The sequence below is a fragment of the Serratia sp. 1D1416 genome (assembly GCF_003641105.1).
GTDB classification, from domain to species: Bacteria; Pseudomonadota; Gammaproteobacteria; order Enterobacterales; family Enterobacteriaceae; genus Serratia; species Serratia ficaria.
Map to the genome: position 1 here is coordinate 1,503,146 of NZ_CP032738.1, position 15,055 is coordinate 1,518,200.

Sequence of the window (15,055 nt, forward strand, 5' to 3'; positions counted from 1 at the left end):
CGTTAGTGTTCTCTGTTATCGTCGGTTTTCGGCGGCACGGGATCATCGCCACCTGGGTTCAAGGGGTGGCATTTTAATACGCGTTTCAATGCTAACCAACTGCCTTTTATCATGCCAAACCTGCTTAATGCCTCAATTGCGTAATGAGAGCATGTCGGCTGGAAGCGACAACGAGGCCCAAGCAGCGGACTGATGACGAGCTGGTAGGCTCGCACCAGCCCGATCAGGATGCGGGAGCCTGGCGACAGTGGCGACGCCATAATTTTTCCAAAGCTTCCGTCAGCGCGCGGTTATCCAAATCCGCTATCCCTTTTTTGGCCACCACGACAAAATCCATCGCCGGTAACTCGTGCTGACGCAGGCGGAAGCTTTCGCGGGTTAGGCGTTTGATCCGGTTGCGTTCATGCGCGCGTTTGACGTGTTTTTTGGCGACGGTAAGACCGATGCGGGGATGCCCCAGCTGGTTCAGGCGGCCGAGGATGGTGATTTGCGGCGTGCCAGCCCGTTGTGGCTGCTGGAAGACGAAAGTGAAATGAGTGGGAGTTAACAAACGTAACTCCCTGGGAAAAGCGAGCTTAACCACTCAGTGGGTTAGCTTTTATTACTTAGAAACAGTCAGACGAGAACGGCCTTTCGCACGACGGCGGGCCAGAACTTGACGACCATTTTTGGTGGCCATACGAGCACGGAAACCGTGGCTACGGTTGCGCTTCAGTACGGACGGTTGGAAAGTGCGTTTCATAGCGATTTCTACCTAAACTTAAAATAATTACTGATCAGTAAACGCGTTTGGCTACTCGGCGTGAAGATGACCGACGCCTCAATCGCAATACATAAAGAGGCGGGATTGTAATAATTGTACAGTCCTGAGTCAATTCACATTGCGCTAGCCTACCTGGTTGTCTGCCAATACGGAGTAAAATCCGGTTTTGGCCCGTGGTCACCGCAGAATCCTGTCTGGCCAATGACGCACCGTTAAGGAACCAGGTATCACACGTAGGGCGAAGATTATACGGACTCGGGGTGAAATCGCAAGGATCCCGGCGAGATCCTTTGCTTTATCGCGCAGGATCCTCCGTGGATAACAGGGTATAACCGGTTGACAATGTAAAAATCACGGCGCAGCGGCCGGGATCTCGCCTGTAATTCGGCGGCGGCGGCGAAAAGATCGCCGCCCGCCGCGGCCTGTGGATAAAATGGATCTAATCTGTGAGGAAGGGGAGGATCTCTTGCGCGGATTGCGCTATGATCCGTCATTCCGATCGCGATCTCTCAAGCGGAGATCCTGAGGGACATAAACCGTGAAAGGCGGTTCGCATCCCCCACAGGCAAACAGCCGATGCCGGGTATGTGTCAAAAATCATGAGTCATAAAAAAGTAGCCTGATTCTTTTCTTTATTGATCTTGTTCGAGTGGAGTCCGCCGTGTCACTTTCGCTTTGGCAGCAGTGTCTTGCCCGATTGCAGGATGAGTTACCTGCCACAGAATTTAGTATGTGGATACGCCCATTGCAGGCGGAACTGAGTGACAACACACTGGCGCTGTATGCGCCTAACCGTTTTGTGCTGGATTGGGTTCGCGATAAGTACTTAAACAATATCAATGGTCTGCTGAATGATTTCTGCGGTACGGACGCGCCTTTGCTGCGTTTTGAAGTGGGCAGCAAACCGATCACCCAAATGATCAGCCAAACCGTCACCGCCAGCGTCAGCAGCAGCAGCGCGCCCGCCGCGCCGGTAGCCCGCGCCGCGGCGCCTTCGCGCCCTAGCTGGGACAACGCGGCGCCGCAGCCTGAACTCTCCTACCGCTCCAACGTTAACCCGAAGCACACCTTCGATAACTTCGTTGAGGGTAAATCCAACCAGCTGGCACGCGCGGCGGCACGCCAGGTGGCGGACAACCCGGGCGGCGCCTATAACCCGCTGTTCCTCTATGGCGGCACCGGCCTGGGTAAGACTCACCTGTTGCACGCGGTCGGCAACGGCATCATGGCGCGCAAGGCCAACGCCAAAGTGGTTTACATGCACTCGGAACGCTTTGTGCAGGACATGGTCAAAGCCTTGCAGAACAACGCCATTGAAGAATTCAAGCGTTATTACCGCTCGGTCGACGCGCTGCTGATCGATGACATCCAGTTTTTTGCCAACAAGGAGCGTTCGCAGGAGGAGTTCTTCCATACCTTCAACGCCCTGTTGGAAGGCAATCAGCAGATCATCCTGACCTCGGACCGCTACCCGAAAGAGATTAACGGGGTGGAGGATCGTCTGAAATCCCGCTTCGGCTGGGGGCTGACGGTGGCGATCGAACCGCCGGAGCTGGAAACCCGCGTGGCGATCCTGATGAAAAAGGCCGACGAGAACGATATCCGTCTGCCGGGCGAAGTGGCGTTCTTTATCGCCAAGCGCCTGCGTTCCAACGTGCGTGAGCTCGAAGGGGCGCTGAACCGCGTGATCGCCAACGCCAACTTTACCGGCCGCGCCATTACCATCGATTTCGTGCGTGAAGCGCTGCGCGATCTGCTGGCGCTGCAGGAAAAGCTGGTCACCATCGACAATATTCAGAAGACGGTGGCCGAGTACTATAAAATTAAAGTCGCGGATTTGCTGTCCAAGCGGCGTTCGCGTTCGGTTGCCCGCCCGCGCCAGATGGCGATGGCATTGGCAAAGGAACTCACCAACCACAGCCTGCCAGAAATCGGCGATGCGTTTGGTGGCCGCGACCATACCACGGTGTTGCACGCCTGCCGGAAGATCGAGCAGTTGCGTGAGGAAAGTCACGACATCAAAGAAGATTTCTCCAATTTAATCAGAACATTATCTTCCTAGCGCTATGAAATTTATCGTTGAACGTGAGCATCTGCTAAAACCGCTGCAACAGGTGAGCAGCCCGCTGGGCGGCCGCCCGACGCTGCCGATTCTGGGTAACCTGCTGCTGCAGGTGACGGAAGGCTCCCTGCTGCTGACCGGTACCGATCTGGAGATGGAGATGGTGGCGCGCGTCGCCCTGTCCCAGCCGCATGAGGCGGGCGCGACCACCGTGCCCGCGCGTAAATTCTTTGATATCTGCCGTGGCCTGCCCGAAGGGGCGGAGATCGCCGTGACGCTGGAAAGCGAGCGCATGCTGGTGCGTTCCGGCCGCAGCCGTTTTTCGTTGTCCACGCTGCCGGCGGCGGACTTCCCGAATCTGGACGACTGGCAGAGCGAGGTGGAATTCACCCTGCCGCAGGCGACGCTGAAGCGCCTGATCGAAGCCACCCAGTTCTCGATGGCGCATCAGGACGTGCGTTACTATCTGAACGGCATGCTGTTCGAAACCGAAGGCGAAGAGCTGCGCACCGTCGCGACCGACGGCCACCGCCTGGCGGTGTGTTCGATGCCGATCGGCCAGCAGTTGCCGTCGCATTCGGTGATCGTGCCGCGTAAAGGGGTGATGGAGCTGGTGCGTCTGCTGGACGGCGGCGATACGCCGCTGCAGCTGCAGATCGGCAGCAACAACATCCGCGCCCACGTCGGCGATTTCATCTTCACTTCCAAGCTGGTCGACGGCCGTTTCCCTGATTATCGCCGCGTATTGCCGAAAAACCCCGACAAAACGCTGGAAGCCGGCTGCGATCTGCTGAAGCAGGCGTTTGCCCGCGCGGCCATTCTGTCGAACGAAAAGTTCCGCGGCGTGCGCCTGTACGTGAGCCAGAACCAGCTGAAGATCACCGCCAACAACCCGGAGCAGGAAGAGGCGGAAGAGATCCTGGATGTCAGCTATGACGGCACCGAAATGGAAATCGGCTTCAACGTCAGCTACGTGCTCGACGTGTTGAACGCGCTCAAGTGCGAAGATGTGCGCCTGCTGCTGACCGATTCGGTCTCCAGCGTGCAGATCGAAGACGGCGCCAGCCAGGCGGCGGCATACGTCGTCATGCCGATGCGGTTGTGACCGATATCCGGGCTATCTTGCTTGCCATTTTACGCTTGGGCAGTGCTCGCAATCCTCACGTACTCTGTGTACGCTCCGGTTGCTGCGCGCTGTCCGCACGTAAACTGCCAGCGCCGATAACGCCCTCACATAGAGCGTAATTTCCCGGTGATGGAATTGGCATGGCATTAACGCGTTTACTGATTAAAGACTTCCGCAATATAGAAGCGGCGGATTTGGCGCTGGCGCCGGGATTCAACTTCCTGGTTGGCGCCAACGGCAGCGGCAAGACCAGCGTGCTGGAGGCGGTGTATACCCTCGGCCACGGGCGCGCGTTTCGCAGCCTGCAGGCCGGGCGGGTGATCCGCCACGACCAGCCGGAGTTCGTGCTGCACGGCCGCATCGAAGGCGCAGAACGTGAAATATCCGTAGGATTGAGCAAGAGCCGTCAGGGTGACAGCAAAGTGCGCATCGACGGCAGCGACGGCCACAAAGTGGCTGAGCTGGCGCAGCTATTGCCGATGCAGCTGATCACTCCCGAAGGCTTTACCCTGCTAAACGGCGGGCCGAAATTCCGGCGCGCCTTCCTGGACTGGGGATGTTTCCATAACGAACCCGGTTTTTTCACCGCCTGGAGCAACCTGAAACGGTTACTGAAGCAGCGCAATGCCGCGCTGCGCCAGGTCAGTCGCTATGCGCAGATCCGCGCCTGGGATCAGGAACTGATCCCGTTGGCCGAGCGCATCAGCGAGTGGCGGGCAGAATACAGCGAGGCGATCGCCGCGGATATCACCGCGACCTGCGCGCAGTTTCTGCCCGAATTCGCCCTGAGTTTCTCTTTCCAGCGCGGCTGGGACAAAGAGAGCGACTACGGAGAGCTGCTGGAGCGCCAGTTCGAGCGCGACAGGGCGTTGACCTATACCGCGGTGGGGCCGCATAAGGCGGACTTCCGCATTCGTGCCGACGGCACGCCGGTAGAGGATTTGTTATCGCGCGGTCAGCTGAAGCTGCTGATGTGCGCGTTGCGCTTGGCGCAGGGTGAGTTTCTCACCCGGCAGAGCGGGCGGCGTTGCCTGTATCTGATTGATGATTTTGCCTCCGAGCTGGACACCGGCCGTCGCCGGTTGCTGGCCGATCGCCTGAAAGCCACCCAGGCCCAGGTCTTTGTCAGCGCAGTCAGCGCTGAACAAGTGACCGACATGGCCGGTGAAAAGGGCAAGATGTTCCGCGTGGAACAAGGTAAAATAGAGGTTCAACCACAGGACTAAAATGAGCGAGAAACGTTGATGTCGAATTCTTATGACTCCTCAAGTATCAAGGTATTAAAAGGGCTGGATGCGGTGCGTAAGCGCCCGGGCATGTATATCGGCGACACCGATGACGGCACCGGTCTGCACCACATGGTATTCGAGGTTGTGGACAACGCTATCGACGAAGCACTCGCTGGCCACTGTAGCGACATTCAGGTGACCATCCACGCCGACAACTCGGTTTCGGTGCAGGATGACGGCCGCGGCATCCCGACCGGTATTCACCCGGAAGAAGGGGTTTCCGCCGCAGAGGTCATCATGACCGTGCTGCACGCCGGCGGTAAATTTGACGACAACTCCTACAAGGTGTCCGGCGGCCTGCACGGCGTGGGCGTCTCGGTGGTTAACGCCCTGTCGGAGAAGCTGGAGCTGGTGATCCGCCGCGAAGGCAAGGTGCATGAGCAGACCTACGGCCACGGCGAGCCGCAGGCGCCGTTGAAAGTGGTGGGTGAAACCGATCAGACCGGCACCATGGTGCGTTTCTGGCCGAGCCACCAGACCTTCACCAACGTCACCGACTTTGAATACGACATTCTGGCCAAGCGCCTGCGCGAGCTGTCCTTCCTCAACTCCGGCGTGTCTATCCGCCTGAAGGACAAGCGTTCCGACAGAGAAGACCACTTCCACTACGAAGGCGGCATCAAGGCGTTTGTCGAGTACCTGAACAAGAACAAAACCCCGATCCACCCGAACGTGTTCTATTTCTCCACCGTGAAAGACGACATCGGCGTGGAAGTGGCGCTGCAGTGGAACGACGGTTTCCAGGAAAACATCTACTGCTTCACCAACAACATTCCACAGCGCGACGGCGGCACCCACCTGGTCGGCTTCCGCACCGCGATGACCCGTACGCTGAACAGCTACATGGAAAAGGAAGGCTACAGCAAGAAGGCCAAGGTCAGCGCCACCGGCGACGATGCGCGTGAAGGCCTGATCGCCGTGGTGTCGGTGAAGGTGCCGGATCCGAAGTTCTCTTCCCAGACCAAGGACAAGCTGGTGTCTTCCGAGGTGAAAACCGCGGTTGAAACGCTGATGAACGAGAAGCTGGTGGATTACCTGATGGAAAATCCAAGCGACGCGAAAATCGTCGTCGGCAAGATCATCGATGCGGCCCGCGCGCGTGAAGCGGCGCGTAAAGCGCGCGAAATGACCCGCCGTAAAGGCGCGCTGGATCTGGCCGGCCTGCCGGGCAAGCTGGCGGACTGCCAGGAACGCGACCCGGCGCTGTCCGAACTGTACCTGGTGGAAGGGGACTCCGCGGGCGGCTCTGCCAAGCAGGGGCGCAACCGCAAGAACCAGGCTATCCTGCCGCTGAAGGGTAAAATCCTCAACGTGGAGAAGGCGCGCTTCGACAAGATGCTGTCTTCGCAGGAGGTGGCGACGCTGATCACCGCGCTGGGTTGCGGCATCGGCCGCGACGAGTACAACCCGGACAAGCTGCGCTATCACAGCATCATCATCATGACCGATGCCGACGTCGACGGCTCGCACATCCGTACGCTGCTGTTGACCTTCTTCTACCGCCAGATGCCGGAAATCATTGAGCGCGGCCACGTGTTCATTGCTCAGCCGCCGCTGTACAAGGTGAAGAAAGGCAAGCAGGAGCAGTACATTAAAGACGACGAGGCGATGGACCAGTATCAGATTTCCATCGCGATGGACGGCGCGACGCTGCACACCAATGCCAGCGCGCCGGCCCTGGCCGGTGAGCCGTTGGAAAAGCTGGTGGCTGAGCACTACAGCGTGCAGAAGCTGATCGGCCGCATGGAGCGCCGCTACCCGCGCGCGCTGCTGAACAGCCTGATCTACCAGCCAACCCTGAACGAAGCCGATCTGAGCGACGAAGCCAAGGTGAAGGCGTGGATCTCTGCGCTGGTGCAGTTGCTGAACGACAAAGAGCAGCACGGCAGCAGCTATGACTTCGTGATCCACGAAAATCGCGAGCGCCAGATGTTTGAGCCGGCGCTGCGCATCCGTACCCACGGCGTGGATACCGACTATCAGCTGGACTTCGATTTCATCCACGGCGGCGAATACCGCAAGATTTGCCAGCTGGGCGAGAAACTGCGCGGGCTGATCGAAGAAGACGCCTACATCGAGCGCGGCGAGCGTCGCCAGCCGGTCGACAGCTTCGAGCAGGCGCTGGAGTGGCTGGTGAAAGAGTCGCGCCGCGGTCTGTCGGTGCAGCGTTATAAAGGTCTGGGCGAGATGAACCCGGAGCAGCTGTGGGAAACCACCATGGATCCGGAAAGCCGCCGCATGCTGCGCGTGACCGTGAAGGACGCCATCGCCGCTGACCAGCTGTTCACCACCCTGATGGGCGATGCGGTTGAGCCGCGCCGCGCCTTTATCGAAGAAAACGCCCTGAAAGCGGCGAACATCGATATTTAACGGGCTGAATGGCCAACAAAATCCGCGCCGGGTGACTTGCGCGGATTTTTTTACGCCTTTTTTGGCGCTGACAGCATGGGCTGAAACGCGTTAGCATGGGAAAAAACCACTGGGAGAGGCTCGAATGGCTATTGAACTGATCGCGATCGATATGGACGGCACGCTGCTCAACCCGCAGCACCAGATTACGCCGGCGGTAAAGCAGGCGGTTACCGCAGCGCGGCGCAAAGGGGTGCACGTGGTGCTGGCTACCGGGCGGCCTTACGTCGGCGTGCAGGACTATCTGCGTCAGTTGGACATTCAGGGGCCCGGTGATTACTGCATTACCTACAACGGCGCGCTGGTGCTGCAGGCGGTCGACGGCGCCTGCATCCTGCAGGAAACCCTGGGCTTTGAAGACTACCTGCACTTCGAGCAGATGGCGCGAGAGTTTGGCGTCCACTTCCAGGCATTCGATTTCGATACCCTGTATACCCCGAACAAGGATATCGGCAAATACACCGTGCACGAGTCGGAAATGACCGGCATCCCGTTGAAATACCGCAGCGTGGAGGAGATGGATCGCCAGATCCGCTTCCCGAAGGTGATGATGATCGACGAGCCGGAGCTGCTGGATCGCGCCATTGCGCGCATTCCCGTCGAGACGCGGGAGCGCTACACCATCATGAAAAGCGCGCCTTACTATCTGGAAATTCTGCACAAGAACGTCGATAAGGGCGCCGGCGTCAGAATGCTGGCCGAGCATCTCGGCATTGCGCGGGAAAGCGTGATGACGCTGGGCGATCAGGCCAACGACACGGCGATGATCGAATACGCCGGCGTCGGCGTGGCGATGGGCAACGCCATCCCTGAGCTGAAAGCGGTGGCGCAGTTCGTCACCGCCGCCAATACCGAAGACGGCGTGGCGCGCGCCATCGAAAAGTTCGTGCTTGACGCCTAAGGCCGAGGGGCGCTTTGGCGCCCCTTCACAGCGCCGCCAGCACCCCTTTCACCATCTGCACGTCCTGAATCGCCAGCCCGGTTAAATCGGCCAGGGTGATTTGCTGCGCGTTGCCGCGCACTTTCGCCCCCTGCTGCAGCGCCGCGCCCAGCTCGACAATCGGCGTCGATGCCAGCAATCCCTGCCGATAAGCCGTTGCTATCTCGCCGTATTGCGTACATTGCGATAACGCGTCGACCGCAATCGCATCCGCTTTGGCCACCAGCTCGGTCGCCAGTTCCTGCTTGCCGTCGGCGTCTGCGCCCACCGCCGTGATATGGGTGCCGGGTCGGATATCCGCCGCCTGCAGAATCGGTTCGCGGCTGGGGGTGGTGGTGACGATCAGCCGGCAGTGCGCCGCCAGCTGCGCGGCATCCTGCGTAACCCGCACCCGAAACCCATCGGCCTCGGCGTCGCGCCGCAAGGTGTGCAGCGCCTGCTCGCTGCGGCCCCATAACCACACCTGGCGGCAGGCGGTCACCGCTTTCAGCTGCTGCAGCTGCAGGCGCGCCTGCAGGCCGCAACCGATAATGCCGATCGCCTGAACCTCCGCCGGGGCGCAGAGTTCGGCGGCGATGCGCCCGGCCAGCGCGGTGCGCAGCGCCGTCAGCCAGCCTTCGTCCAGCAGCAGCGCCTGCGGTTGGCCGGTCTCGGCGGAAAAGGCCATCATCAGCCCCTGATTGCTGGCCAGGTCCCGCTCGGCGTTGCGATAAAAACCGGTGGAAACCTTAACGACAAACTGCCGATCCCCCTCCAGCCAGGCGGATTTTATGCAGCCGTCGCCGTCGGCCTGCGCGAACAGGAAATGCTGCACCGGGGGCTGCTGCACCCGCCGCTGCGAATAGGCGATAAAGCCTGCTTTCTGCAGCAAGGTGAAGCTGTCGGCATCGAAAACCTCGAGGATCTGTTGGCGATTAACGGTCTTCATCGGCGATTGCCTTGAGGTATTTTTCCAGCACGATGTTTTTGCCGCACAGCGCCACCGCCACCTTTTTCCCCTGGAATTCCGGCGCCAGCCTGATCGCCGCCGCCAGCGCCACCCCAGCCGCGCCCTCGATGATCCAGCGGTCGCTGGCGGCTAGCTGGCGCATCGCCGCTTTGATTTCCGCTTCGCTGACTAAGATTTTGCGATCGATCAGCCGCTGACACAGCGGGAAGGTCACTGCACCCGGCTCGACGCCGCCGGCGGTGCCGTCGGACAGCGTATCCTGTTCGTCCACCGGGAAGATATGGCCGGCTTCCAGCGCGCTGTACATGCTGGTGGCATTTTCCGGCCAGCAGGCGATAAGCTGCGTTTTCGGCGACAATCGCTTCAGAACGGTACCTATTCCTGAAATATAACCGCCGCCGCCCACCGCCACGAACACCGCGTCCAGGTCGGGCTGCTGCTCAACCAGCTCCATGCCGCAGGTTCCCTGGCCGGCGATCACCTGCTCGTCGTTGTAGGGCGAGATATAAACCTTGCCCTGCTCATGAGCGGCCTTTTCGCCCGCCTGTTCGGCGTTCAGCGCATCGCCCGGCACCAGCTCCACCTGGCCGCCCAGCGCGCGGATGGCCTCAAGCTTGACCGCCGCCGCGGTTTCCGGCGCGTACACCGTGACGCCGACGCCCATCATCCGGCCCGCCAGCGCCATCGCCTGGCCGTGATTGCCGGAGGAGGCGGCAATCACGCCTCGCCGGCGCTGTTCGTCGTTCAGCAGCCGCAGCTTGTTGCTGGCGCCGCGAAATTTGAAGGAGCCGGTGGGCTGCAGGTGATCGCATTTCAGATACAGTTCGCAGCCCAGCTGGCGAGACAGCAGTACGCTGCGCTCCAGCGGGGTGACGCGAACCTGCGGGCGCAGCTGTCGGTGGGCGGAAACAATGGCATCGAAGAGGTGGCTCATACCGGCTCCTGTAGACGGGTAATGTGTAGACTTAAAAATCCAATATGTACTTTTTAGTCTTCTTTGTAAACCCCTGACAACCCAGGTTCGATCGGCAGGCCAATGTTGAGTTCTGTGATCGCTATTGAGGTGAAAAGTTCTTATTAATTTATAGTTAACCGGCCATATTTTTAACTTATTTTCTTCAAGGAAGTTGCATCCATATTAATTATTTTAATTAGGGAATAGATATGAAAAAAATATTATTAGCCACATTAAGCTGCGCCGCGTTGACGCAGTTTTCCTTTGCCGCCAAAGATGTCACTACCCACCCTGAGGTTTATTTTCTGCAAGAATCACAGTCCATCGACAGCCTGGCACTATTGCCGCCGCCGCCGGCGATGGACAGCATTGATTTCCTGAATGACAAAGCGCAATACGACGCCGGGAAAATAGTGCGCAATACTCCGCGTGGCAAGCAGGCTTATGATGACGCCCACGTTGCCGGGGACGGCGTTGCCGCCGCATTTTCCAACGCCTTCGGCCTGGAAATAGCCCAACGGAAAACGCCGGAGCTGTTTAAGCTGGTGATTAAAATGCGTGAAGACGCCGGCGATTTGGCGACCCGCAGCGCCAAAAATCACTATATGCGCATTCGCCCCTTTGCGTTTTATAACGAAGCGACCTGCCGACCGGACGAAGAAAGCACCCTGTCGAAGAACGGTTCTTACCCTTCCGGCCATACCACCATCGGCTGGGCGACCGCGCTGGTGCTGGCTGAAATCAACCCCGCCAGGCAGGGTGAAATCCTGCAGCGCGGCTATGATATGGGCCAAAGCCGGGTTATCTGCGGTTATCACTGGCAAAGCGACGTGACTGCGGCGCGCATGGCGGCGTCGGCCATGGTGGCGCGTTTGCATGCCGAACCCACCTTCGCCGCCCAGCTGCAAAAGGCCAAAGACGAATTCAACGGCCTGAAAAAGTAAGCTTTTACTGCCAAAAAGGCCAGCCGTCGGCTGGCCTCCCCGCTTTAATTTCCCATATTCCCTGATGCGCTTTGTCTATTTTGTGATCCAGATTGTAGTACAACATTATTTGTTGGTACTACAATCTGGCATAGATTGATGGGACAGTAGCGAAGATTGTGCTGCAACCGCAGGACGCCAGCCGGAGGCGCGGGGTAAAGTAAATCCGTTATCACTATGGCGAGGCCACGGAGCAATCATGAACAAGCAGCAGATCGGTAAAACGGACCGGATCATCATCGAGGTTGGCCGGCAGATCGTCGGCGGCAAGTACCCGCCGGGGTCACCTTTGCCGGCGGAGGCCGAACTTTGCGAGGAGTTTCAGACCTCGCGCAACATCATTCGCGAAGTGCTGCGCGCGCTGATGGCGAAGCGACTGGTGGAGGTCAAACGCTACCGCGGCGCCTTCGTGACGCTGCGCAACCAGTGGAACTATCTGGACACCGAGGTGTTGAACTGGGTGCTGGCTCAGGATTATGACCCGCGGCTGATTGCGGCGATGAGCGAGGTGCGCAACCTGGTGGAGCCGACCATCGCCCGCTGGGCGGCGGAGCGCGCCACCTCCAGCGAATTGGCGGTGATTGAGGCCGCGCTGAACGACATGATCACCCACCACCAGGAGCGCGAACGTTTTAACGAAGCGGATATCCGTTATCACGAAGCGGTACTGGCGGCGGTGCATAACCCGGTATTGCAACAGCTCAGCGTGGCGATCAGCTCTTTGCAGCGCGCGGTGTTTGAGCGCACCTATATGCCGGACGAAGACAATATGCCGCGCACCCTGCGTGAGCACCAGGAGCTGTATGACGCCATTCGTCATCAGGATCCGGATGCCGCGGAGCGTGCGGCGCTGACGATGATCGCCAGCTCGACCAAACGCCTGAAGGACATTACATGAGTGACAGCTTTATCGCGATTGACTGGGGGTCCACCAACCTGCGCGCCTGGCGCTATGAGCAGGGCGCCTGCGTCGACAGCCTGCAGTCCGAGGCCGGGGTTACCCGTCTTGGCGGCCGAACGCCGCAGCGGGTATTCAGCGAACTGATGGCGCGCTGGGCGGAACCCCTGCCGGTAGTGATGGCGGGAATGATCGGCAGCAACGCCGGCTGGCTGCAGGTGCCTTATCTGCCTTGCCCGACGCGTTTGCCGGAGGTTGCCCGGCGATTAACCGCGGTAGAGCCGGCTTTACCTTATCAAGCCTGGATTATTCCGGGCATCAGCGTCGAACGCGAAGACAACTGCAACGTGATGCGCGGTGAAGAAACGCAACTGATCGGCGCTTACGCCGAGCGGCCTGCGGCGCTGTATGTGATGCCCGGCACCCACAGCAAATGGGTGCGAATGGAAGGGGACGCGCTGGTGGATTTTCGCACCCTGATGACCGGCGAGCTGCACCACCTGCTGCTGCATCACTCGCTGATCGGCGCGGGGCTGGGCGCCCAGCAAGCGGATGCTCGGGCGTTTTCCCGCGGGCTGGAGGCCGGCGTCAACGACGGCCACCTCGTGCAGCGCCTGTTCGAAACCCGCGCCGCGCACCTGCTGGGCCGGCTGGAGAAAAGCGCGGTTAGCGACTGGCTGTCCGGGCTGTTGATCGGCAGCGAAGTGGCGCAAATGCAGCGCCAATATCCGCTGCCCGCCGGCGCGGAGCTGACGCTGATCGGCAATCCGCGGCTGGGCGAACGCTACGCCCAGGCGATGAACAAGGTCGGGATCCGCCACCGTTTTCTGGATGGCGACCGGGCTTTCCAATCGGGAATAAGGAGCATTGTGCATGAGCTGGAATACTGAGCTGCCGCTGATCGCCATTCTGCGCGGCATTTTGCCGCAGGAGGCGGGCGCCCACGTGCAGACGTTGCTGGCGGCGGGGTTCGACGCGATCGAAATCCCCCTGAACTCGCCGGACTGGCGGCAAAGCATCGGCGATGCGGTGAGAACCTTCGGCGATCGCGCCTTGATTGGCGCCGGCACCGTGCTGCAGCCGTCGCAGGTTGACGAGCTGGCGGCGCTGGGTGCCAAGCTGGTGGTGACGCCCAATACCCAACCGGCGGTGATCCGGCGGGCGGTGGCGCTTGGGATGACGGTTTGCGCCGGCTGCGCCACCGCTTCCGAAGCCTTCAATGCGCTCGATGCCGGCGCGCAGGCGCTGAAGATCTTCCCGTCCGTTTCCTTCGGCCCGGACTATATCAAGGCGCTGAAAGCCGTGCTGCCGCCGCAGGTGCCGGTATTCGCCGTTGGCGGCATTACGCCGGAAAATTTGCATCGGTATCTGGCCGCAGGCTGCGTGGGCGCCGGGCTGGGCAGCGATCTCTATCGCGCCGGTCAGCCGCTGGAGCGTACTGCGCACCAGGCCGCCGCTTTTGTTCGAGCCTATAAGGAAGCCACAAAATGAAAATAACCAAACTGACCACCTACCGGCTGCCGCCGCGCTGGATGTTCCTGAAAATCGAAACCGACGAGGGCGTCGTCGGCTGGGGCGAGCCGGTGATCGAGGGGCGGGCGCGCAGCGTGGAGGCGGCGGTGCACGAGCTGGCGGAATATGTGGTCGGGCAGGATCCGGCGCGCATCAACGACATCTGGCAAACCCTGTATCGCGGCGGTTTCTACCGCGGCGGCCCGATCCTGATGAGCGCCATCGCCGGCATCGATCAGGCGCTGTGGGACATCAAGGGCAAAGCGTTGGGCGTGCCGGTGTATCAGCTGCTCGGCGGGCTGGTGCGCGACAAAATCAAGGCCTATAGCTGGGTAGGCGGCGATCGTCCCGCCGACGTTATTTCCGGCATCAACACGCTGACGGAAATCGGCTTCGATACCTTCAAACTGAACGGCTGCGAAGAAATGGGCATCATCGACAGCGCGCGCAAAGTGGATGCGGCGGTGGCGGTGGTGGCGCAGATCCGCGAGGCGTTCGGCAACCGCATTGAGTTTGGCCTGGATTTCCACGGTCGCGTCGACGCGCCGATGGCGAAAATCCTGATCAAGGAGCTGGAGCCGTACCGTCCGCTGTTTATCGAAGAGCCGGTGCTGGCCGAGCAGGCGGAATATTATCCGCGCCTGGCGGCGCAGACCCATATACCGATCGCCGCCGGCGAACGCATGTATTCGCGCTTCGACTTCAAACGGGTGCTGGCGGACGGCGGCCTGGCGATTATTCAGCCGGATCTGTCCCATGCGGGCGGCATCACCGAATGCTTCAAGATAGCCGCGATGGCGGAATCTTACGACGTGGCGTTGGCCCCGCACTGCCCGCTGGGGCCGATTGCGCTGGCCGCCTGCCTGCATGTGGACTTCGTGGCGCGCAATGCGGTGTTCCAGGAGCAAAGCATGGGCATTCACTATAACCAGGGCGCCGAGCTGCTGGACTATGTGGTGAATAAAGACGACTTCAAAATGACCGACGGCCACTTTTATCCGCTCACCAAGCCGGGTCTGGGGGTGGAAATCGACGAAGAGCTGGTGATCGCGCGCAGCAAGCAGGCGCCGGACTGGCGTAATCCGGTGTGGCGTTATCCGGACGGCGCCGTCGCTGAGTGGTAAGGGGCTGGTCCGAAATAAATAAAAAATTTTAAAGTCACGCTAAAT

General features: G+C 60.0%; 15 protein-coding genes. 10 read left to right on the plus strand and 5 right to left on the minus strand.

The window, feature by feature from the left end; translation table 11 throughout:
- Nucleotides 1–2 precede the first annotated feature (2 nt).
- The 3 genes from yidD to rpmH are packed head-to-tail and all read right to left on the minus strand — an operon-like array spanning nucleotide 3 to nucleotide 742.
- Entirely contained in the window at nucleotides 3–260 is a 258-nt protein-coding gene (yidD, locus tag D7I37_RS07185; protein ID WP_004933881.1) for a membrane protein insertion efficiency factor YidD, read from the minus strand.
- Nucleotides 224–583 carry a ribonuclease P protein component gene (rnpA, locus tag D7I37_RS07190; RefSeq protein WP_004950547.1) on the minus strand — a complete coding sequence of 120 codons (360 nt, stop codon included), beginning with the start codon at nucleotides 581–583 and terminating at the stop codon, nucleotides 224–226. The genes yidD and rnpA overlap by 37 nt, the downstream gene beginning before the upstream one ends.
- An 18-nt stretch (nucleotides 584–601) precedes the next feature.
- Nucleotides 602–742 carry a 50S ribosomal protein L34 gene (rpmH, locus tag D7I37_RS07195; protein WP_003849659.1) on the minus strand — a complete coding sequence of 47 codons (141 nt, stop codon included), beginning with the start codon at nucleotides 740–742 and terminating at the stop codon, nucleotides 602–604.
- Between the two features lie 682 nt (nucleotides 743–1,424).
- Between rpmH and dnaA the strand changes: the two genes are divergently transcribed.
- The 5 genes from dnaA (at nucleotide 1,425) to yidA (ending at nucleotide 8,550) form a co-directional block, all read left to right on the plus strand.
- Nucleotides 1,425–2,825: a chromosomal replication initiator protein DnaA gene (dnaA, locus tag D7I37_RS07205; protein WP_083950370.1), complete on the plus strand. Its 1,401-nt coding sequence runs from the start codon at nucleotides 1,425–1,427 to the stop codon at nucleotides 2,823–2,825.
- Between the two features lie 4 nt (nucleotides 2,826–2,829).
- Nucleotides 2,830–3,930: a DNA polymerase III subunit beta gene (dnaN, locus tag D7I37_RS07210; RefSeq protein ID WP_095094874.1), complete on the plus strand. Its 1,101-nt coding sequence runs from the start codon at nucleotides 2,830–2,832 to the stop codon at nucleotides 3,928–3,930.
- 161 nt (nucleotides 3,931–4,091) lie between these two features.
- A complete protein-coding gene (gene recF / locus D7I37_RS07215; RefSeq protein WP_061797816.1) occupies nucleotides 4,092–5,177 on the plus strand; it encodes a DNA replication/repair protein RecF in 1,086 nt (361 codons plus the stop codon).
- 18 nt (nucleotides 5,178–5,195) lie between these two features.
- The gene (gene gyrB / locus D7I37_RS07220; RefSeq protein ID WP_061797818.1) at nucleotides 5,196–7,610 is read left to right on the plus strand and encodes a DNA topoisomerase (ATP-hydrolyzing) subunit B; all 2,415 of its coding nucleotides are present in this window, start codon (nucleotides 5,196–5,198) and stop codon (nucleotides 7,608–7,610) included.
- 124 nt (nucleotides 7,611–7,734) lie between these two features.
- Nucleotides 7,735–8,550 (plus strand): sugar-phosphatase, encoded by an 816-nt coding sequence (gene yidA, locus D7I37_RS07225; protein ID WP_129543494.1) that lies wholly within the window; start codon nucleotides 7,735–7,737, stop codon nucleotides 8,548–8,550.
- Nucleotides 8,551–8,575: 25 nt separating this feature from the next.
- Here yidA and D7I37_RS07230 read toward each other — a convergent pair whose 3' ends face one another.
- Both D7I37_RS07230 and D7I37_RS07235 read right to left on the minus strand, forming a co-directional pair.
- Nucleotides 8,576–9,517 carry an ornithine cyclodeaminase family protein gene (locus D7I37_RS07230; RefSeq protein ID WP_129543495.1) on the minus strand — a complete coding sequence of 314 codons (942 nt, stop codon included), beginning with the start codon at nucleotides 9,515–9,517 and terminating at the stop codon, nucleotides 8,576–8,578.
- Nucleotides 9,504–10,472: a threonine/serine dehydratase gene (locus tag D7I37_RS07235; RefSeq protein ID WP_061797823.1), complete on the minus strand. Its 969-nt coding sequence runs from the start codon at nucleotides 10,470–10,472 to the stop codon at nucleotides 9,504–9,506. Before D7I37_RS07235 ends, D7I37_RS07230 begins: the two co-directional genes overlap by 14 nt.
- Nucleotides 10,473–10,702: 230 nt before the next feature.
- Between D7I37_RS07235 and D7I37_RS07240 the strand changes: the two genes are divergently transcribed.
- The 5 genes from D7I37_RS07240 (at nucleotide 10,703) to dgoD (ending at nucleotide 15,010) form a co-directional block, all read left to right on the plus strand.
- Nucleotides 10,703–11,437 (plus strand): phosphatase PAP2 family protein, encoded by a 735-nt coding sequence (locus D7I37_RS07240; RefSeq protein ID WP_129543496.1) that lies wholly within the window; start codon nucleotides 10,703–10,705, stop codon nucleotides 11,435–11,437.
- A gap of 238 nt (nucleotides 11,438–11,675) precedes the next feature.
- Nucleotides 11,676–12,374 carry a D-galactonate utilization transcriptional regulator DgoR gene (gene dgoR, locus D7I37_RS07245; RefSeq protein ID WP_061797829.1) on the plus strand — a complete coding sequence of 233 codons (699 nt, stop codon included), beginning with the start codon at nucleotides 11,676–11,678 and terminating at the stop codon, nucleotides 12,372–12,374.
- Nucleotides 12,371–13,264 (plus strand): 2-dehydro-3-deoxygalactonokinase, encoded by an 894-nt coding sequence (locus D7I37_RS07250; protein WP_061797830.1) that lies wholly within the window; start codon nucleotides 12,371–12,373, stop codon nucleotides 13,262–13,264. Before dgoR ends, D7I37_RS07250 begins: the two co-directional genes overlap by 4 nt.
- Entirely contained in the window at nucleotides 13,248–13,865 is a 618-nt protein-coding gene (locus tag D7I37_RS07255; protein WP_061797831.1) for a 2-dehydro-3-deoxy-6-phosphogalactonate aldolase, read from the plus strand. The genes D7I37_RS07250 and D7I37_RS07255 overlap by 17 nt, the downstream gene beginning before the upstream one ends.
- Nucleotides 13,862–15,010 (plus strand): galactonate dehydratase, encoded by a 1,149-nt coding sequence (gene dgoD / locus D7I37_RS07260; RefSeq protein ID WP_061797832.1) that lies wholly within the window; start codon nucleotides 13,862–13,864, stop codon nucleotides 15,008–15,010. Before D7I37_RS07255 ends, dgoD begins: the two co-directional genes overlap by 4 nt.
- The last annotated feature ends 45 nt before the right edge of the window (nucleotides 15,011–15,055 follow it).

Coding starts and splice junctions, on each gene's coding strand:
- D7I37_RS07255 (WP_061797831.1), top strand. CDS start 13,248: ATGAGCTGGAATACTGAGCTGCCGCTGATCGCCATTCTGCGCGGCATT.
- dgoD (WP_061797832.1), top strand. CDS start 13,862: ATGAAAATAACCAAACTGACCACCTACCGGCTGCCGCCGCGCTGGATG.
- gyrB (WP_061797818.1), top strand. CDS start 5,196: ATGTCGAATTCTTATGACTCCTCAAGTATCAAGGTATTAAAAGGGCTG.
- D7I37_RS07235 (WP_061797823.1), bottom strand. CDS start 10,472: ATGAGCCACCTCTTCGATGCCATTGTTTCCGCCCACCGACAGCTGCGC.
- yidD (WP_004933881.1), bottom strand. CDS start 260: ATGGCGTCGCCACTGTCGCCAGGCTCCCGCATCCTGATCGGGCTGGTG.
- yidA (WP_129543494.1), top strand. CDS start 7,735: ATGGCTATTGAACTGATCGCGATCGATATGGACGGCACGCTGCTCAAC.
- D7I37_RS07230 (WP_129543495.1), bottom strand. CDS start 9,517: ATGAAGACCGTTAATCGCCAACAGATCCTCGAGGTTTTCGATGCCGAC.
- rpmH (WP_003849659.1), bottom strand. CDS start 742: ATGAAACGCACTTTCCAACCGTCCGTACTGAAGCGCAACCGTAGCCAC.
- D7I37_RS07250 (WP_061797830.1), top strand. CDS start 12,371: ATGAGTGACAGCTTTATCGCGATTGACTGGGGGTCCACCAACCTGCGC.
- dgoR (WP_061797829.1), top strand. CDS start 11,676: ATGAACAAGCAGCAGATCGGTAAAACGGACCGGATCATCATCGAGGTT.
- dnaN (WP_095094874.1), top strand. CDS start 2,830: ATGAAATTTATCGTTGAACGTGAGCATCTGCTAAAACCGCTGCAACAG.
- recF (WP_061797816.1), top strand. CDS start 4,092: ATGGCATTAACGCGTTTACTGATTAAAGACTTCCGCAATATAGAAGCG.
- D7I37_RS07240 (WP_129543496.1), top strand. CDS start 10,703: ATGAAAAAAATATTATTAGCCACATTAAGCTGCGCCGCGTTGACGCAG.